We start from the raw sequence: 17,277 nt of genomic DNA on the forward strand, positions 1-17,277 counted from the left end.
GTGATTACTCGTCAGCGCCCTTGTCGATCACTTTACGGCCACGGTATACGCCTTCTGGCGATACGTGGTGACGCAGGTGAACTTCACCAGTGGTTTTTTCTACAGACAGGGTGCTAGCCTCGAGAGCGTCGTGCGAACGGCGCATGTCACGGGCAGAGCGGGATTTTTTGTTCTGCTGAACAGCCATAATTGATTAACTCCTAAACGTTTGGGTCACGCTTTAACTGCGCCAATACACTGAACGGGTTGGACCGCGTTACCTCGTCCTCGCTCGGTTCGGGCTCATCTGCTCCCGCCGGCTGCTGGCATTCTTCCGGATGATGAGCAGGCACAATGGGCAAGGCGAGCAGAAGCTCCTCCTCGATCAGTGACTGCAGATCCAATGGATCTTCGCCCAGTTCCAGCACGTCATAACCTTTCGGTAACGACTGGGTATTCGCACCCTCCTTCACAACAGCGTAACTGCATTCGCTGTGGATCGGCAGGGTGACCAGCTCAAGACAACGCTGGCAAACCATTTTGACTTCGGTGTCGATAAAGCTGTGGATCACCACAGATTTACGTTCATCTCGTTCAAAAACGAATTTTGCCTGCACCGTACCGACATCGTCGGAAAGCGGGTCGCAGAGTCTCTTCAAATCGGCCAGCAGCAGTTCACCTTGAAGGGTGGTGCCACGGTCAGCCAATTTGCGCGGGTCAACGTGAGGTGGAATCGGGTCATTCAACATAGGCGCAGCATTATAGGGATGCACCCACCCATGTCAAAGGAAATTGTGCCCTGTCCGTCACTTGCGCGGCTCCGCTAGAATCTGTCGCCTGCCTCTGGAGATGCGAATGCTGCCTTTATTACTCGCTTCAAGCTCGACCTATCGTCGGGAATTGCTCAGCCGCCTGCGCCTGCCGTTCGTCTGCAGCTCGCCGGATATCGATGAAAGCCATCGCCCGGACGAGTCGGCAATCGAGCTGGTCAAACGCCTCGCCGAACAGAAAGCCCGAGCCCTGGCCGACAGCCACCCCGCTCATCTGATCATCGGCTCCGACCAGGTTGCGGTACTCGGCGAGCGCATCATCGGCAAGCCGCACACCTTCGAGAACGCCCGCGAACAACTGATGGCCGCCAGCGGCGCCAGCGTGACCTTCCTCACCGGCCTGGCCCTGCTCAACAGCCAGACCGGCCACTGCCAGGTCGACTGCGTGCCTTTCACCGTGCACATGCGCGTGCTGGACCAGCCCCGCGTCGAGCGCTACCTGCGCGCCGAGCAGCCCTACGACTGCGCCGGCAGCTTCAAGGCCGAAGGACTGGGCGTGAGCCTGTTTCAATCCACCGAAGGCCCGGACGCCACCAGCCTGATCGGCCTGCCGCTGATTCGCCTGATCGACATGCTGTTGACGGAAGGCGTACAGATTCCCTGACCCACAAAAAACCGGCCCTCAGGCCGGTTTTTCTTGCAGCATTCGATCAGCGCAACGACGGGCCGTTGAAACCCATCCACATTGCCAGTTTCTCGGCAACGCTGGCACCGAGCCTCTTCGAGAAGCGGTCGAACGGCGATTCCTGAACGGTGAAGTCCACCAGTTCCTTTTCGCCAATCACATCACGCGCCACCGAACTGGCATTGCCCAGACCATCGATCAGCCCCAATGGCAGCGCCTGCTCACCAGACCAGACCAGCCCGGAGAACAGCTCCGGATGCTCTTTGTCTTTCAAGCGATCGCCACGCCCCTGCTTGACGCTATTGATGAACTGCTTGTGCGTGGTATCCAGCACACTTTGCCAGAACGCGGTCTCTTCCGGCTTTTGCGGCTGGAACGGATCGAGGAACGCCTTGTGCTCGCCAGAGGTGTAAGTGCGACGCTCGACGCCAAGCTTCTCCATGGTGCCGACAAACCCGTAACCGGCCGCCGTCACACCAATGGAGCCCACCAGACTGGCCTTGTCGGCGTAGATCTGATCCGCCGCACTGGCGATGTAATAGGCACCGGAAGCGCCCAAGTCGGAAATCACCGCGTACAGCCTGGTGTCAGGATGCAGGCCGCGCAGACGTTTGATCTCGTCATACACATAACCCGACTGCACCGGACTACCACCCGGACTGTTGATGCGCAGGATTACGCCCTTGACCTTCTTGTCTTCGAACGCCGCGCGCAGGCTGCCGACGATGTTGTCGGCGCTGGCAGGCTCCTTGTCGGCGATCATGCCGGTGACGTCGATCAACGCGGTGTAGTTGGAGCTGCGCGTAGCGCTCTTCTCCATGTCCATCAACGGCGTGAACAGGATCAGCGCAACAAACAGATAAACAAAGGTCAGCAGCTTGAAGAAGATGCCCCAGCGCCGCGATCGACGCTGCTCCTGCACGCCGGCCAGCAGGGTCTTTTCCAGCAGCTTCCAGCTTTTCGCATCACCGTCGTCGGCAGTTGCCTTGGCCGGTGCTTTCCATTCGTCGGTCATGCCATCCACCCCAGCAAAAACGTATTAAGCCTGCTGCCCCAGCCAGGCGTGCAATTCGGAAAAATGGTCGATCGACAGTCGCGGCTCGAACTGCTGCAGCGATTCGATCGATTGCGCGCCATAACTGACCGCCACCGAATCCATCCCTGCATTACGCGCCATCAGCAGATCGAAGGACGAATCGCCGACCATCAGCGCCTGCTCGGCACGCACACCGCAATGCGCAAGGATCTGCTCCAGCATCAGAGGGTGCGGCTTGCTTGCAGTTTCATCGGCAGCGCGGGTGATATCGAAATAATCTTCCCAGCCATTGGCCTTGAGCACCCGATCCAGCCCGCGACGATTCTTGCCGGTCGCAACTGCCAGGTGATAACCCTGCTCGCGAAAGGACGCCATCGACTCGACTACGCCTTCGAACAACGGCGAAGGCACGGCTTCTGCAGCGATGTAGTGATCGGCGTAATACTCGCGAAACAAGGTCATTTCGGCATCGCTGATTTCGGGATACAGCGTACGGATCGCCTCGGGCAAACCCAGACCGATAATGCCTTTGACGGCAAAGTCATCACGCAACTCGAAACCGGAGCGCCCGGACGCCGAGTGCATCGCCTCGACAATCCGATGAATGGAATCGGCGAGCGTGCCGTCCCAATCGAAAATCAGCAGTTTGTAATCAGATGGGCGCACTCAATCGCTCCACAGTCTTGGCCCACATTTCATCGACCGGCGCCTGCAACTTGAGTTCACCGCCATCGGGCAGCGGCACGGTCAGCATGTAGGCGTGCAGAAACAGGCGCTTGCCGCCCAGATCACGGATTTCCTTGCTGAAACCGTCATCGCCGTATTTGGTGTCACCGGCAATGCAGTGCCCGGCGTGCAACGTGTGGACGCGGATCTGGTGCGTGCGACCGGTGATCGGCTTGGCTTCGATCAGAGTGGCAAAATCGCCAAAGCGACGCAGGACCTTGAACACGGTCACAGACTCCTTGCCCTCCTCCTCGTCGACTTCGACCATGCGCTCACCAGAGCGCAGATTGCTCTTGCCGAGCGCCGCACGGACCTGCTTGATCGAGGTTGCCCAGTTGCCACGAACCAGTGCCATGTAGCGTTTGTCGACACCATCACCGCGCAACGCGGCATGCAAGTGACGCAACATGCTGCGCTTCTTGGCGATCATCAGCAGCCCGGAGGTATCACGATCGAGACGGTGAACCAGCTCGAGCTCCTTGGCATCGGGACGCAACTGACGAAAGGCTTCGATAACGCCGTAATTCAGGCCGCTGCCACCGTGAACCGCAATGCCGGCGGGCTTGTTGATCACGATCAGGGCCTTGTCTTCGTAGACAATCGAGGCTTCCAGGCGCTGCAACAGGCCTTGGGCCAAAGGCACCGGTTCGTCACGCTCAGGCACGCGCACGGGTGGCACGCGCACGATGTCGCCGGCCTGCAGCTTGTATTCGGGCTTGATCCGACCTTTGTTCACACGCACTTCGCCTTTGCGCAAAATGCGGTAAATCAAGGTCTTGGGCACGCCTTTGAGCCGGGCGAGGAGGAAATTGTCGATTCGTTGGCCGGCATATTCCGGCGAGACCTCAAGCAGTTGAACGCCTGGAGTCGAAGGGGCAGTAGTCGTCATGGCGCCGATGATAACAATTTTTTATGGAATTGAAGCACTTAATCATTGCTGCTATAGTCGCGAACGCCGCCAAAAGCGGCCTGGACAGCGGAACCACGGTCAAAAACCGGCCCTGACCAACGCAATTCACCAGGACGCGAGGCCGTCCTACGGGGCTTTTGCTACGTAACGGTGGAGTTTGCAGCTGTAACAAGCGCAGGTGACATGAGGCCTGAATCACGCCGCAAAGCAGAGTTTTGACTCGCCACGCGAGCCATATTCACGGCCAGTTCACAAAGTGCAGTCAGCCGCGGATGACCCCGAGCGAAGACTCCGGAAACACCGCCTGAATTAGCCATGATGCGTGACCTCCCCTTTCGGAGCTCACGGTAAATGCCAACCCGCTGCGGATTCTGCGCGCGGCAGCACCCGAATTATCAGGGATACGTGTAGGGTGGAGATGCACAACCGCTGGACTGTGTAGCAACAGGTTTTATCAAGACGCTTCATCTCGTCCACAGCCACCGGTTGATTCCTCCTCCTGACTGAGTGCTTAAGTAGCCACAGCAAGCAGGACGCGTACGTCGCGATAACGGCCCAATTGGCCGGACATCGCTGGACACGGGAATGGCCAACCACTCCCGACGCACCTGACACCGACCGTGAGAAGTCGTGTGTGCCGAACGCCGTTTCCGGCAGCCCGGAAACCGACGGTACTACATGAAAAGAATGCTGATTAACGCAACTCAACCCGAAGAGTTGCGTGTTGCACTGGTGGATGGCCAGCGCCTCTACGACCTGGACATCGAATCCGGTGCACGCGAGCAGAAAAAGGCCAACATCTATAAAGGCCGCATCACTCGCATCGAACCAAGCCTTGAGGCTGCCTTTGTCGATTTCGGCTCCGAGCGCCACGGCTTCCTGCCCCTCAAAGAAATCTCCCGCGAATACTTCAAGAAAGCCCCTGAAGGCCGCGTCAACATCAAGGACGTCCTGAGCGAAGGCCAGGAAGTCATCGTTCAGGTCGAAAAAGAAGAACGTGGCAACAAGGGCGCAGCCCTGACCACCTTCATCAGCCTGGCCGGTCGTTACCTCGTTCTGATGCCGAACAACCCGCGTGCCGGCGGCATCTCCCGTCGCATCGAAGGCGAAGAACGCAACGAACTGCGTGAAGCGCTGAACGGTCTGGTCGCTCCGGCCGACATGGGTCTGATCGTGCGCACTGCAGGCCTTGGCCGCAGCAGCGAAGAAATGCAGTGGGACCTCGATTACCTGCTGCAACTCTGGACCGCCATCAAAGAAGCCTCGCTGGATCGTTCCGCGCCGTTCCTGATCTACCAGGAAAGCAACGTGATCATCCGCGCCATCCGCGACTACCTGCGCCAGGACATCGGCGAAGTGCTGATCGACAGCGTTGAAGCCCAGGACGAAGCCCTGACCTTCATCCGCCAGGTGATGCCGCAGTACGCCAGCAAGATCAAGCTGTACGAAGACAGCGTTCCGCTGTTCAACCGTTTCCAGATCGAAAGCCAGATCGAGACCGCTTTCCAGCGCGTCGTCGAACTGCCGTCCGGCGGCTCCATCGTCATCGATCCGACCGAAGCCCTGGTGTCCATCGACATCAACTCGGCGCGCGCCACCAAAGGCAGCGACATCGAAGAAACCGCCCTGCAGACCAACCTTGAAGCGGCCGAAGAAATCGCCCGTCAGTTGCGCCTGCGCGACATCGGCGGCCTGATCGTCATCGACTTCATCGACATGACCCCTGCCAAGAACCAGCGCGCCGTGGAAGAGAAAGTCCGCGAATGCCTGGAAGCCGACCGCGCTCGCGTGCAGATCGGCCGCATCTCGCGCTTCGGCCTGCTGGAAATGTCCCGTCAGCGTCTGCGTCCTTCGCTGGGCGAAAGCAGCGGCATCGTCTGCCCGCGCTGCAGCGGCACCGGCATCATCCGTGACGTCGAATCGCTGTCCCTGGCGATCCTGCGCCTGATCGAAGAAGAAGCCCTGAAAGACCGCACCGCCGAAGTTCGCGCTCAAGTGCCGATCCCGGTGGCCGCGTTCCTGCTCAACGAAAAACGCAACTCGATCACCAAGATCGAACTGCGCACCCGCGCCCGCATCGTCATCCTGCCGAACGATCACCTCGAAACCCCGCATTTCGAAGTTCAGCGTCTGCGTGACGACAGCCCGGAAGCCGCGACCAACCAGTCCAGCTACGAAATCGCTGCCGCTGCCGCCGATGTCGAAGACGTCCAGCCAGCCGCCGCGACCCGCACCCTGGTTCGCCAGGAAGCCGCGGTCAAGACGGCTCCGGCCCGCGCCAACGCTCCGGTTCCGACCGAAGTCGCCGCTCCAGCCCCGGCACCTGCTCCGGTTGCCGCGCCAGAGCCAAGCCTGTTCAAAGGCCTGGTGAAGTCGCTGGTCAGCCTGTTCGCCACCAAGGAAGAGCCAGTTGCTCCGGTTGTGGTTGAAAAACCAGCCACCGAGCGTCCGGCCCGCAACGAAGAGCGTCGCAACGGTCGTCAGCAGAGCCGCAACCGTAACGGTCGCCGCGATGAAGAACGCAAGCCGCGTGAAGAGCGCGCCCCACGTGAGCCGCGTGAAGAGCGTCAGCCGCGCGAACCACGTGAAGTCCGCGAGCCGCGCGAATCCCGTGACGAAGCACCGGTAGCCCGTGAAGAACGCGCACCGCGCGCCCCTCGTGAAGAACGTGCACCACGTGCTCCGCGTGAAGATCGCAAGCCGCGTGGCGAGCGTGAAGAACGCGTACGTGAACTGCGCGAACCTCTGGATGCTGCTCCGGCCGTTGCTGCCGCCGCCACCGCTGAAGAGCGTCCGGCCCGTCAGCCGCGTGAAGAACGCGCGCCACGTCCTCCGCGTGAAGAGCGTCAACCACGTGCCGAACAGGCCGCTGCTGCCGTCGCTGAAGAAGAAATCACCACCAACGAAGAGCAACTGCCGGAAGACGGTTCGGAGAACGCCGAAGGCGATCGTCCACGCCGCCGCTCCCGTGGTCAGCGTCGTCGCAGCAACCGTCGCGAGCGTCAGCGTGATGCCAACGGCAACGTGATCGAAGGTTCGGAAGAATCCGAGTCCGGCGAAAACGCTCAAGCGCCAAGCACTGCCGATCTGGCCGCTGGCCTGGCTGTGACCGCTGCTGTTGCCAGCACCGTGATCAGCGCTCCGGCTGAAGCTCAGGCCCACGAGCAAGCTGAACGCGCCACCGCTGCCACTCTGGAAACTGCTCCAGTAGAAGCGCCGGTTGTTGAAGCAACCACTCCGGTAGAAGTAGCTGCCGCTCCGGAAGTCGAAGTGGCTCCGGTTCGCGAAGCTCAACCTCAGGTTGAAGCGGCTGCCGAACCAGCAGTGACCTTCGAAGCACCAGCCGTAGTTGAAGAGTCGGTTGTCGAAACCGTCGCTGAAACCGTGACCGAAACCGTGCGTGAAGTTCGCGAAGAACAGACCGCATTCAACTGGGTAGCCGAGCCGGCTGTCGCTGAAACACCAGCGCCAGTGGTTGAAGCGCCTGTCGTTGAAGAAGCCAAGGCTGCCGAGCCAGTAGTTGTTGCTGAACCGGCACCGGTCGTTGAAGCCCCTGTGGTTGAAGCGCCAGTAGTAGCCGAAGCACCAGCGCCAGTGGTTGAAGCTGCTCCGGTCAGCGCACTGACCCCAAGTGGCCGCGCACCGAACGACCCACGTGAAGTGCGTCGTCGCAAGCGTGAAGAAGAGCGTCTGCAGAAGGAAGCCGAACTGGCTGCCGCTGCTGCTCCAGTCGCTGCCGAGCCAGTGGTTGCCGAAGTGGTCGAGGCAGCCCCTGCCCCGGTCGCTGAAGAAGTTGCCGTTGAAGCCGTGATTGCCGAAGCACCACGCTCCGTTCAGGAAGCGGTCGAGCAACACGAAGAGGCCCAGGAAAAAGAACACGAGCCTAAACCCCTCGTCTGATTCCAAAAGCCAATAAAAAGCCCCGCCTGGTAATCCAGGCGGGGCTTTTTTATGCCTCAAGATTTTATCAGGATGGCGGGAAAACCAGCGCATCCGGCACATCGATATCCCACAACACACCCGGATCATCCACCGCGACTTCAATCACCCGTCCTTGGGCAAACAGCGGTCTGGCGCCCCGGTCACCGGACAAAGCCATCAGCCCTGCGGCGAACGAGCGACCAAACCCGACCGGATGCCCATAGTCACCGTTCAACGTCGGTACGCTGACCGCATCCTCGGCAATCGCCGCCACGATCCGCTCAATGCTCGACGGCAGAATGAACGGCATGTCGCCCAGCACAATCAGCCAGCCATCGGCATCCGGGCAAGCCGCCACACCCGCCGCGATGCTATCGCCCATTCCCGCGGTCTCGATCGAGACAATGTCACACCCGTAAGCCTGCGCCATGCGCATCGCCTGCGGCCGCGCCTCGGTCGTCACCAGCACTCGCCGGTCGAGGCTCGCCGGCAGGTTGACCAACACCTGCTCGATCACCGAACGCACCGCGCCATCACGCCCGGTGCAATCGGCCAGCAGCTTGTCCTTGTCGGCACCCGCCACCTCGCGAAAGCGGCTGCCCTCGCCCGCCGCCAGCACAATCACTCCGATGGATCGGCTCATACACTCTCCACTGTTTTCTTCTGCTTGAGCTCGACACCATTCTTGATCGCGACGATTTCCGCCAACAGCGACAAGGCGATTTCCGCCGGGGAATGGCTGCCAATATGCAAACCGATGGGCCCGTGCAAACGGGCGATGGCCGCTTCCGACAAGCCTAGCTCAGCGAGATTTTCCCGACGCTTGATGCTGTTGACCCGCGAGCCAAGCGCACCGACATAGAACGCTTTGGAGTCGAGCGCCGTGAGCAGCGCCATGTCATCCAGCCGTGGATCGTGAGTCAGCGCGACAATCGCCGTGCGCTCATCGGTCTGGATATTCAGCACCGCCTCGTCGGGCATGCCGGGCACAAACCGCCCATGCTGCTCTTCCCAGCCATAGACGAACTCGGTACGCGGATCACAGATCAGCACTTCGAAATCCAGCAGCCGCGCCATCTCGGCCACATACCGCGACAACTGCCCGGCGCCGATCAACAGCAGGCGCCAGCGCGGGCCGTAAATGGCACGCAGGGTCTGGCCGTCGAAGCTCAAGGTGTCGGTCTTGCCGGCTGGTCGCAACACCACTTCGCCAGTGCCGATATTCAGCTCGCGCGCGACGATTTCGTGAGCCTCGCAACGGTCCAGCAACTCGGCGACCCACGCCGGATCGCCGACCCGCTCCTCGGTCAGGCGCAGGGTGCCGCCGCATGGCAGGCCGAAGCGCGCGGCCTCTTCCTGCGTTACGCCGTAGGTGATCAACTGCACCGGCGGCCCGTTGGCGGGAATCCGCCCATCGTGCAGCCGGGCGATCAGATCGTCCTCGACGCAACCGCCGGACACCGAGCCGATCACCACGCCGTCCTCACGCAACGCCAGCATCGCGCCGGGCGCCCGGGGCGCGGTGCCCCAGGTCTGCACCACCGAAAACAACACTACCCGCTGTCCGGCACGACGCCATTCGAGCACACTGCGCAGGACATTCAGATCGGCGCTGTCCATCACGCTTGCGCCTTCTGCCAGCCCTGCAACTGGTAGCGCACCGGCAGGTTACGGATGCGCTGACCGGTGGCGGCGAAGATCGCATTGCACAGCGCCGGCGCAATCGGCGGCACGCCCGGTTCACCGACACCACCCAGCGGCACCTCGCCCGGCGGCGTTACCAGATGCACCGCGACTTCCTTCGGCGCCAGCGACATGCGCGCCACTTCATACATATGGAAGTTGTCTTGCTGCACCTTGCCGTCCTTGAAGCTGATTTCACCCCACACGGCGTTGCCCAGGCCCATCACACACGCGCCTTCGAACTGCGAACGGATCCGCTCGGGGTTGATCTGCGGGCCGCAATCCACGGCGATATCGGCCTTGTGCACGATCAGCGTGCCGTCGTCCTTGACCTCGACTTCGATCACCGCCGCCACGTAGGTGACGAAGCTGTAATGCACGGCCAGCCCCAGGCCACGGCCCTTGGGCAATTGACGCCCCCAACCTGCCGCCTTGGCTGCCGTTTCCAGCACGGTGCGCATGCGCCCGGTGTCGATCGGATAACGCTCGGGGGATTCGCCGTAGTTCCATTCTTCACTGAGCGTACGCGGGTCGATCTGCCGATCCGGTCCGAGCAATTTGATTTGGTACTTGAGCGGATCTTCCTTGGCTTTGTGCGCCAGTTCGTCGACAAAACTCTGGATCGCGAAACCATGGGGAATGTTCGACACCGAGCGATACCAGCCGACCCGCGTATGCACCGTGGCTTCAGGGTTTTCCAGGCGCACGTTGGGAATCGCGTAGGCCATGTTGGTAAAGCCCATGCCCAGCTCGAACGCAGCTTCGTGATTCATGCCCGGCGCAAACAACGCGGTTATGCTCGGCGCCACCGTGCGGTGCAGCCAGGCGGAAGGCAAGCCGTCCTTGCCCACGCCGGCCTTGAGGTATTCGGCGGACACGGTGTGGAAATACGAGTTGTGGATGTCGTCTTCCCGGGTCCACTGCACACGCACTGCTTTACCAGGAAACTCCTTGGCGAGCACGGCAGCTTCAACGACGAAGTCCGGTTTCGACTTACGGCCGAAACCACCGCCCAACAGCGTGACATTGAAGGTGACGTTATCGAACGGCAGCCTCAGGCGTTCGGCGATGCGCTCGCGGGTGACCTGCGGCGCCTGGCTGGGTGCCCATGCCTCGCAGGTGCCATCCTTGTAACGGGCGATGGCGACCATCGGCTCCATCGGCGCCTGAGCAAGATGCGGCAAGTAATAAGAGGCTTCGAGCGTGCTGGCTGCACTGCCGATGGCTTTGTCGATGTCGCCGGTGTTGCGTACCACTTTGCCCGGTTTCAGCGAAGCGGCTTCGATCTCCTTGCGATAGGCGACCGAGTCATAAGTGGCGTTCGGGCCATCGTCCCACTCGATCTTTAACGCTTCACGCCCCTTCAATGCCGCCCAGGTGTTGCTGGCCACCACGGCCACGCCACCCAAAGGCTGGAATTCCGAAGGCAATGGCCGGGGTTCGATCTGGATGACTTTGAGGACGCCCGGCACTTTCAGCGCGGCGCTGTCGTCGACCGACTTGACCTTGCCGCCGTACACCGCCGGACGCGCAATGACCGCGAACAGCATGCCGTCGAAATGCACGTCGGCTCCATATACCGCGCGGCCATTGACGATGTCGGCACCGTCGATGGCCTTGGTGCCTTCCTTGCCGATGTAGCGGAATTCCGACGGTTGCTTGAGCCGCAGGCTGTCACGGGCCGGCACTGTCAGCGCACTGGCCGCAGCGGCCAGCTCACCGTAACCCAGCTCGCGCCCGGACGGCGTGTGAATGACTTTATGCAGTTGCGCGCGGCATTCGCCGACCGGCACCTTCCACTGCGCAGCGGCGGCCTGCTCCAGCATGGTCCGGGCGGCGGCGCCGCAACGGCGCATCGGTTCGTACCAGTGACGCATGCTACGCGAGCCGTCGGTATCCTGGTTGCCGAAGCGCACTTCATCACCCGGCGCCTGCTGAACCTTGACGTGCGCCCAGTCGGCTTCCAGTTCATCGGCGACCACCATGGTCAAGCTGGTGCGCACGCCCTGACCCATTTCCGAACGGTTGCAGACCACGGTCACCGTGCCATCGGCGGCAATGCTGACGTAGACCTTCGGATCGTCGATCCAGCCGTTGGGCATGCCGTCGGCGCCGAACTGCTTCGGCTTGTCTTCGGCCAGCGCATCCTGCCAGCCCCAGCTCGCCGCCAGCACCAGCGCACCCGTGGCGCCGACGCCTTTGAGAAAGCCCCGGCGACTCAGGTTGCTCAGGGCAAAATCGTTCGGTAGACGGCTCATGCCTTGGCCTCCTTCAGGTGAGTGGATGCCTGACGGATCGCGGTCTTGATCCGGTTGTAGGTGCCGCAGCGGCAGATGTTGCCGACCATCGCTTCTTCGATCTGCTCGTCGCTCGGGTTCGGATTGGTCTTGAGCAACGCGGTGGCGGACATGATCTGCCCGCCCTGGCAGTAACCGCATTGGGCCACAGCCGTGTCGAGCCAGGCTTGCTGGACGATCTGACCGACCGGGTCGGCATGCAGGTTGTCGATGGTGGTCACGCTCTGCCCGACCACCGAACCGATCGGGGTGATGCAACTGCGCGCCGGCGCGCCGTCGATATGAATGGTGCACGCACCGCACAGGCCCATACCGCAGCCGAACTTGGTGCCGTTGTAACCGGCGACGTCACGGATCGCCCACAACAGCGGCATGTCCTCGGTGACATCGAGTGGATGGTCTTGACCATTAAGTTTCAGGGTAATCATGGGCACGCCCGCATATTCATGGAGGTTATGGGGTCGAGCCATCTGCCACCGCAGGGACGGTGGTGGTTCGCGCAGATGGGCTCAGGCTAATCAGGCTCTCTTGTACCGACGGGAACGTCTGCACCGGGCCTTTGGTGGAGCAAATGACTGGTATCGTTAGCTGGCTACGTTAACCCGCGATTAACAAAAAAGCCCTGCACTTTTTAAATAGTGCAGGGCTTTGGGTTCAGCCTTGAAAGCGTAGCCTCAATAGCGATTGGGCTCCATTTCCAGCTCGACATTGAAACGTTCTGAAATGTCTTTCTGGATGCGCTGGGCCAGATCGAGCAATTGCAGCCCGGTTGCCGCGCCGTAGTTGACCAGCACCAGCGCCTGCAATTGATGCACGCCGGCATCGGCCTCACGGAAACCTTTCCAGCCGGCGCGCTCGATCAACCAGCCGGCCGCCAGTTTCATCTGCCCGTCCGGTTGCGCGTAGGCCACCAGATCCGGATGCTGCGCCTTGATCTGTGCGACCACGGCCGCCGGCACCAGCGGGTTCTTGAAGAAGCTGCCGGCATTGCCGAGCACCGCCGGATCCGGCAGTTTCTCGCTGCGGATGCTGCAAATGGCGCGGCTGACATCCGTCGGCGTCGGCTGCTCGATGCCCTGCTCGGTCAGGCGCTGCCGCACCGGGCCGTATTCCAGGTGCAGATGCGCGACTCGATCCAGTGCGAAGCGCACCCGCAGGATCAGCCAACGCCCCGGCTGCTGCTTGAACACGCTGTCGCGGTAGGCGAAGTTGCACTCTTCCAGGCTGAAGTCGCGCAGCTCGCCGGTCTGGCGATCCAGCGCCGTCAGGCCAGCGAACACATCCTTGATCTCGACACCGTAGGCACCGATGTTCTGCATCGGTGCGGCGCCAACGGTGCCGGGGATCAGACTGAGATTCTCCAGCCCGGAAAAACCCTGCGCCAGCGTGTGCTGCACGAACGGGTGCCATGGCTCCCCAGCTTCGGCTTCGATCACCACGCGGTTGCCGTCGTCGCTGATGACGCGGATGCCACGAGTGGCCATGCGCAGCACCAGCGCCGGGATGTCCGCCGTGAGCAACAGGTTGCTGCCGCCGCCAATCACCAGCAACGGCACATCGTGGGAAGTCGCGTAAGCCAGGGCTTCGCGCACATCGGCGTCACTGTGGGCTTCGGCAAACAGCTGCGCGCGAACGTCGACGCCGAAGGTATTGAAGGGTTTCAGGGAAACCTGCGGTTGCACCTGCAAACTCATAACCGCCCCTTCACTTCGATCAACAGCTGATCGCAGGCACGCTCGATCAGATCCAGCACCTGCTCGAAACCCTGATCGCCGTCGTAATACGGATCCGGCACCTCATCGACCACGCCTGCATAGCGGCGCAGGAACAGATCCAGCTCAGCCTTGCCGGTGGACGGTTGCAAGGCCTTGAGGTTGCGCAGGTTGCTGTTGTCCATGGCGAGGATCAGGTCGTAGCTGGCGAAATCGGCGCGGCTGACCTGTTGAGCGCGTTGCGCCGACAGATCATAACCGCGCAGTTTGGCCGCAGCCTGGCTGCGCTTGTCCGGCGGATTGCCGACGTGCCAGTCGCCGGTGCCGGCGGAGGCCACTTCGACCCGATCCGCCAGCCCCGCTTCACGCAACTTGTGGCGCAACACACCTTCGGCGGTGGGCGAACGGCAGATGTTGCCCAGGCACACGAACAGAACGCGCATCAGGCCTCCAGCAGGCGACGGACGCGCTCGAGGTCTTCGGCGGTGTCGACCCCGGTCGGCGGCGCGATCAACGCGTCAGCCACGTGAATCCGCACGCCGTGCCACAGGGCACGCAGCTGTTCGAGGGATTCGGTGTTTTCCAGCCAGCACGGACCCCAGCTCACGAAATCCTGAAGGAAGCCTGCGCGGTAGGCATAAATGCCAATGTGGCGACGATAAGGGACGCCCTCCGGCAAAACATCGCGGCTCTTGGCGAACGCATCGCGAGCCCATGGCAGGGTCGCGCGACTGAAGGTCAGCGCCAGACCGTTGAGGTCGCTGACAACCTTGACCACGTTCGGGTTGAACAGGGTTTCGACGTCCTCGATCGGCTCGGCCAGGGTCGCCATGCGCGCTTCGGTGTGGGCCGCGAGGTTGGCGGCGACCTGATCGATCACGCTCGGCGGGATCAACGGTTCGTCACCCTGCACGTTGACCACGATGGCATCCGGCTCCAGACCCAGCTTCGCAGCCACTTCGGCCAGACGATCGGTGCCGGAGTTGTGATCCTCACGGGTCAGTACCACTTCGGCGCCGAAGGCCTTGCAGGCCTCGACAATGCGCGCATCGTCGGTCGCCACGACCACACGGCTGGCGCTGCTTTTGCTCGCCTGTTCCCAGGCGTGCTGGATCATCGGCTTGCCGGCGATATCCAGCAACGGCTTGCCCGGCAAGCGGGTCGAGGCATATCGCGACGGGATGACAACGGTGAAGGCTGTGGTCATTTATCCAGACGCTCGTCGGTGGTCAGGGTGCGGGCTTCGCTTTCCAGCATGACCGGAATGCCGTCGCGGATCGGGTACGCCAGGCCGGCGCCCTTGCTGATCAGTTCGGTCTTATCGGCGCTGAGCTTGAGCGGGCCTTTGCAGATCGGGCAGGCGAGGATGTCGAGCAATTTGGTGTCCATGAACATTCCCTGGATAAAAACGGATTAAGGCAAAAGACGATCCGGCAACAGGCGCATCAACTGTGTGTCGAACCAGGCCACGAAGGCCGGCGACGGCACGGCATCGACCGCCAGGTACCACCAGTCATCGGCGGCAAAGGCACGGCACTTCACCGCGTCCTTTTCAGTCATCACCACTGGCAATGACGGCGTGAAACTCAAGGCCTGCACGCTGTATTCGGCGTGATCGGCAAACGCGTGGGGCACAGGCCGCCAGTCTAGCGCTTCGAGGGTATTGAAGAAACGTTGTGGGTTGCCGATCCCGGCCACCGCGTGCACGGCCTGACGGGGCGGAAAATGATCGAGCGGCCGGCGTTCGCCGCTGCGCAGATTGACCAGCGCCGACGGCTTGAGGTGGAAAGCGAAACCGCCGTCGCGATCCTCGAGGGCGCCGTTGAACAGCACGCCGTCAACGCTTTGCAGACGCTCGGCCGGTTCGCGCAGGGGGCCGGCGGGCAGGCAACGCTGGTTGCCAAGACCGCGGGCGGCGTCGATCAGCACCAGTTCCAGATCCCGCGCGAGGCGGTAATGCTGCATGCCATCATCGGACAGGATCAGGTCCAGCGGCTCGCTGTCCAGCAGGGCCCTGACGGCGGCGCTGCGATCGGGGTCGATCATCAGCGGTACGCCGGTGCGCTGCACGATCAGCAAAGGTTCGTCGCCGGCGATGTCGGCAGTCTGGTCAGCTTCGACCCGCCATGGCAGTTGCGCCGGTTTGGCGCCGTAACCACGGCTGACCACACCGACCCGCAGCCCGTGGCGTCGGCAGTGCTCGATCAGCCACAGGATCATCGGCGTTTTGCCGGTGCCGCCAACGGTGATATTGCCAACCACGATCACCGGCACCGGGGATTGATAGATCTCACCCTCGCCGTCGAGAAAACGCTGACGCTTGCCGGCCACGACGCGGCGGTACAGCCACTCCAGCGGCCGCAACAGCGTCAGGGCCGGGTGCCCCTGATACCACGCGGCGAGCAGACGATCGGACATGGCCATCAGGATTTGGGCGCCGCCTCGACCGTGGTCATGCGCAGATGGCTGAAACCGAGCTTGCCGGCCGCGTCCATGGCGGTGATCACGGATTGGTGCTGAGTCTTGCCGTCAGCACTGATCGACAACGGCATGTTGGTGTCGCCGTTGGCTTCTTTCTGCATGGCTTCCATCAGGGTCGCCAGATCGTTTTTCGGCAGAATCTTGTTGTTCACCGAGAACACGCCTTCGGCGCTGATGGCCACGTCCAGTTGCTTGACCTGCTGGTCCTCGGCCGGCGAGCCGCTGACCGCTTCCGGCAGGTCGACGCGCAGCTGGGTTTCGCGGGTGAAGGTGGTGGTCACGACGAAAAACAGCAACAGGATGAACACCACGTCGATCAGCGACGCGAGGTTGATGTCGATGGTTTCCCGGGGTTTGCGACGGAATTTCACGCTTTTTCCCCGGCCAGATCGACGTCACGGTCGCCCTGTACCACTTCCACCAGTTTGATCGCTTCCTGTTCCATGCCCACCACCAGTTCATCGATGCGGCGTTGCAGGAAACGGTGGAAGAATACCGCCGGAATACCGACCATCAGGCCCGCAGCGGTGGTGATCAGCGCCTTGGAAATACCGCCGGCCAGGACCGAAGCGTTGGTGGTCATGCCGGAACCGGTGAACGCACTGAAGATATCGATCATGCCCAGCACCGTACCCAGCAGACCGAGCAGCGGCGACATGGCAGCGATGGTGCCCAGCGCGTTGACGTAGCGTTCCAGCTCGTGGATGACCCGGGCAGCGGCTTCTTCAATGCACTCTTTCATGATCTCGCGACCATGCTTGGAGTTGGCCAGGCCCGCGGCGAGAATTTCACCCAGCGGCGAGTTGGCGCGCAATTCCTTGAGTTTTTCCTTGTTGAGCTGCTTGTCCTTGATCCAGACCCAGACCTGACCCAGCAGATGCTCAGGGGTGACGCGACTGGCGCGCAGGGTCCACAGGCGCTCGGCGACGATCGCCATGGCGGCGATGGAACTCAGAATGATCGGCAACATCATCCAGCCGCCGGATTTGACCAATTCCCACACAGTGACAGCCCCCTCGAAAAAGTGCGCCACTTTACCATACCGGTTCGCGATAAAGACCCGTCGCCCCGACGACC

General features: G+C 61.8%; 18 protein-coding genes. 2 read left to right on the forward strand and 16 right to left on the reverse strand.

Annotated features, from left to right (window positions below; translation table 11 throughout):
• Nucleotides 1-4 precede the first annotated feature (4 nt).
• Nucleotides 5-187, reverse strand: coding sequence for a 50S ribosomal protein L32 (rpmF, locus tag ABTV87_RS21460; RefSeq protein WP_003179396.1), 183 nt, complete (start codon nucleotides 185-187; stop codon nucleotides 5-7).
• A 13-nt stretch (nucleotides 188-200) separates the two neighbouring features.
• A complete protein-coding gene (locus tag ABTV87_RS21465; RefSeq protein WP_003204262.1) occupies nucleotides 201-728 on the reverse strand; it encodes a YceD family protein in 528 nt (175 codons plus the stop codon).
• 106 nt (nucleotides 729-834) lie between these two features.
• Between ABTV87_RS21465 and ABTV87_RS21470 the strand changes: the two genes are divergently transcribed.
• Nucleotides 835-1,413, forward strand: a complete 579-nt coding sequence (locus tag ABTV87_RS21470; protein ID WP_433898324.1) for a Maf family protein — start codon at nucleotides 835-837, stop codon at nucleotides 1,411-1,413.
• 46 nt (nucleotides 1,414-1,459) lie between these two features.
• Here ABTV87_RS21470 and ABTV87_RS21475 read toward each other — a convergent pair whose 3' ends face one another.
• The 3 genes from ABTV87_RS21475 to rluC are packed head-to-tail and all read right to left on the reverse strand — an operon-like array spanning nucleotide 1,460 to nucleotide 4,085.
• A complete protein-coding gene (locus tag ABTV87_RS21475) occupies nucleotides 1,460-2,449 on the reverse strand; it encodes a S49 family peptidase (RefSeq protein ID WP_433898325.1) in 990 nt (329 codons plus the stop codon).
• A 24-nt stretch (nucleotides 2,450-2,473) separates the two neighbouring features.
• Nucleotides 2,474-3,136 (reverse strand): HAD-IA family hydrolase, encoded by a 663-nt coding sequence (locus tag ABTV87_RS21480; protein ID WP_085607333.1) that lies wholly within the window; start codon nucleotides 3,134-3,136, stop codon nucleotides 2,474-2,476.
• Nucleotides 3,123-4,085, reverse strand: coding sequence for a 23S rRNA pseudouridine(955/2504/2580) synthase RluC (rluC, locus tag ABTV87_RS21485; protein ID WP_007950779.1), 963 nt, complete (start codon nucleotides 4,083-4,085; stop codon nucleotides 3,123-3,125). Before rluC ends, ABTV87_RS21480 begins: the two co-directional genes overlap by 14 nt.
• Before the next feature lie 699 nt (nucleotides 4,086-4,784).
• Here rluC and rne point away from each other — a divergent pair.
• Entirely contained in the window at nucleotides 4,785-8,006 is a 3,222-nt protein-coding gene (rne, locus tag ABTV87_RS21490) for a ribonuclease E (RefSeq protein ID WP_433898326.1), read from the forward strand.
• Between the two features lie 67 nt (nucleotides 8,007-8,073).
• On the opposite strand, the gene ABTV87_RS21495 is transcribed toward rne, so the two are convergent.
• The 11 genes from ABTV87_RS21495 to ABTV87_RS21545 form a co-directional block, all read right to left on the reverse strand.
• Complete coding sequence (locus ABTV87_RS21495; protein WP_085607337.1) at nucleotides 8,074-8,670, reverse strand: nucleotidyltransferase family protein; 597 nt, start codon at nucleotides 8,668-8,670, stop codon at nucleotides 8,074-8,076.
• Nucleotides 8,667-9,647 carry an XdhC family protein gene (locus tag ABTV87_RS21500; protein WP_085607339.1) on the reverse strand — a complete coding sequence of 327 codons (981 nt, stop codon included), beginning with the start codon at nucleotides 9,645-9,647 and terminating at the stop codon, nucleotides 8,667-8,669. Before ABTV87_RS21500 ends, ABTV87_RS21495 begins: the two co-directional genes overlap by 4 nt.
• Nucleotides 9,647-11,968, reverse strand: coding sequence for a molybdopterin cofactor-binding domain-containing protein (locus tag ABTV87_RS21505; RefSeq protein WP_433898327.1), 2,322 nt, complete (start codon nucleotides 11,966-11,968; stop codon nucleotides 9,647-9,649). The genes ABTV87_RS21500 and ABTV87_RS21505 overlap by 1 nt, the downstream gene beginning before the upstream one ends.
• Nucleotides 11,965-12,435: a (2Fe-2S)-binding protein gene (locus ABTV87_RS21510; RefSeq protein WP_007950774.1), complete on the reverse strand. Its 471-nt coding sequence runs from the start codon at nucleotides 12,433-12,435 to the stop codon at nucleotides 11,965-11,967. The genes ABTV87_RS21505 and ABTV87_RS21510 overlap by 4 nt, the downstream gene beginning before the upstream one ends.
• 246 nt (nucleotides 12,436-12,681) lie before the next feature.
• Nucleotides 12,682-13,701, reverse strand: coding sequence for a UDP-N-acetylmuramate dehydrogenase (gene murB, locus ABTV87_RS21515; RefSeq protein WP_433898328.1), 1,020 nt, complete (start codon nucleotides 13,699-13,701; stop codon nucleotides 12,682-12,684).
• Nucleotides 13,698-14,162 (reverse strand): low molecular weight protein-tyrosine-phosphatase, encoded by a 465-nt coding sequence (locus ABTV87_RS21520; RefSeq protein WP_433898329.1) that lies wholly within the window; start codon nucleotides 14,160-14,162, stop codon nucleotides 13,698-13,700. The genes murB and ABTV87_RS21520 overlap by 4 nt, the downstream gene beginning before the upstream one ends.
• Nucleotides 14,162-14,926, reverse strand: coding sequence for a 3-deoxy-manno-octulosonate cytidylyltransferase (gene kdsB / locus ABTV87_RS21525; RefSeq protein ID WP_433898330.1), 765 nt, complete (start codon nucleotides 14,924-14,926; stop codon nucleotides 14,162-14,164). The genes ABTV87_RS21520 and kdsB overlap by 1 nt, the downstream gene beginning before the upstream one ends.
• On the reverse strand, nucleotides 14,923-15,108 hold the full coding sequence (locus tag ABTV87_RS21530; protein WP_003174668.1) for a Trm112 family protein: 186 nt from the start codon (nucleotides 15,106-15,108) through the stop codon (nucleotides 14,923-14,925). The genes kdsB and ABTV87_RS21530 overlap by 4 nt, the downstream gene beginning before the upstream one ends.
• Nucleotides 15,109-15,132: 24 nt before the next feature.
• Entirely contained in the window at nucleotides 15,133-16,143 is a 1,011-nt protein-coding gene (gene lpxK, locus ABTV87_RS21535) for a tetraacyldisaccharide 4'-kinase (RefSeq protein WP_085607345.1), read from the reverse strand.
• Nucleotides 16,143-16,571, reverse strand: coding sequence for an ExbD/TolR family protein (locus ABTV87_RS21540; RefSeq protein ID WP_007950767.1), 429 nt, complete (start codon nucleotides 16,569-16,571; stop codon nucleotides 16,143-16,145). Before ABTV87_RS21540 ends, lpxK begins: the two co-directional genes overlap by 1 nt.
• Nucleotides 16,568-17,203, reverse strand: a complete 636-nt coding sequence (locus ABTV87_RS21545; protein ID WP_007950766.1) for a MotA/TolQ/ExbB proton channel family protein — start codon at nucleotides 17,201-17,203, stop codon at nucleotides 16,568-16,570. The genes ABTV87_RS21540 and ABTV87_RS21545 overlap by 4 nt, the downstream gene beginning before the upstream one ends.
• Between the last annotated feature and the right edge of the window lie 74 nt (nucleotides 17,204-17,277).

It is taken from the genome of Pseudomonas sp. PSE1(2024), assembly GCF_050990555.1.
GTDB lineage: Bacteria > Pseudomonadota > Gammaproteobacteria > Pseudomonadales > Pseudomonadaceae > Aquipseudomonas > Aquipseudomonas aphyarum.

Bases quoted from the DNA above. Each gene is read 5' to 3' on its own strand.
- rpmF (WP_003179396.1), bottom strand. From the start codon at position 187: ATGGCTGTTCAGCAGAACAAAAAATCCCGCTCTGCCCGTGACATGCGC.
- ABTV87_RS21465 (WP_003204262.1), bottom strand. From the start codon at position 728: ATGTTGAATGACCCGATTCCACCTCACGTTGACCCGCGCAAATTGGCT.
- ABTV87_RS21470 (WP_433898324.1), top strand. From the start codon at position 835: ATGCTGCCTTTATTACTCGCTTCAAGCTCGACCTATCGTCGGGAATTG.
- ABTV87_RS21475 (WP_433898325.1), bottom strand. From the start codon at position 2,449: ATGACCGACGAATGGAAAGCACCGGCCAAGGCAACTGCCGACGACGGT.
- rluC (WP_007950779.1), bottom strand. From the start codon at position 4,085: ATGACGACTACTGCCCCTTCGACTCCAGGCGTTCAACTGCTTGAGGTC.
- rne (WP_433898326.1), top strand. From the start codon at position 4,785: ATGAAAAGAATGCTGATTAACGCAACTCAACCCGAAGAGTTGCGTGTT.
- ABTV87_RS21495 (WP_085607337.1), bottom strand. From the start codon at position 8,670: ATGAGCCGATCCATCGGAGTGATTGTGCTGGCGGCGGGCGAGGGCAGC.
- ABTV87_RS21500 (WP_085607339.1), bottom strand. From the start codon at position 9,647: ATGGACAGCGCCGATCTGAATGTCCTGCGCAGTGTGCTCGAATGGCGT.
- ABTV87_RS21505 (WP_433898327.1), bottom strand. From the start codon at position 11,968: ATGAGCCGTCTACCGAACGATTTTGCCCTGAGCAACCTGAGTCGCCGG.
- ABTV87_RS21510 (WP_007950774.1), bottom strand. From the start codon at position 12,435: ATGATTACCCTGAAACTTAATGGTCAAGACCATCCACTCGATGTCACC.
- murB (WP_433898328.1), bottom strand. From the start codon at position 13,701: ATGAGTTTGCAGGTGCAACCGCAGGTTTCCCTGAAACCCTTCAATACC.
- ABTV87_RS21520 (WP_433898329.1), bottom strand. From the start codon at position 14,162: ATGCGCGTTCTGTTCGTGTGCCTGGGCAACATCTGCCGTTCGCCCACC.
- kdsB (WP_433898330.1), bottom strand. From the start codon at position 14,926: ATGACCACAGCCTTCACCGTTGTCATCCCGTCGCGATATGCCTCGACC.
- ABTV87_RS21530 (WP_003174668.1), bottom strand. From the start codon at position 15,108: ATGGACACCAAATTGCTCGACATCCTCGCCTGCCCGATCTGCAAAGGC.
- lpxK (WP_085607345.1), bottom strand. From the start codon at position 16,143: ATGGCCATGTCCGATCGTCTGCTCGCCGCGTGGTATCAGGGGCACCCG.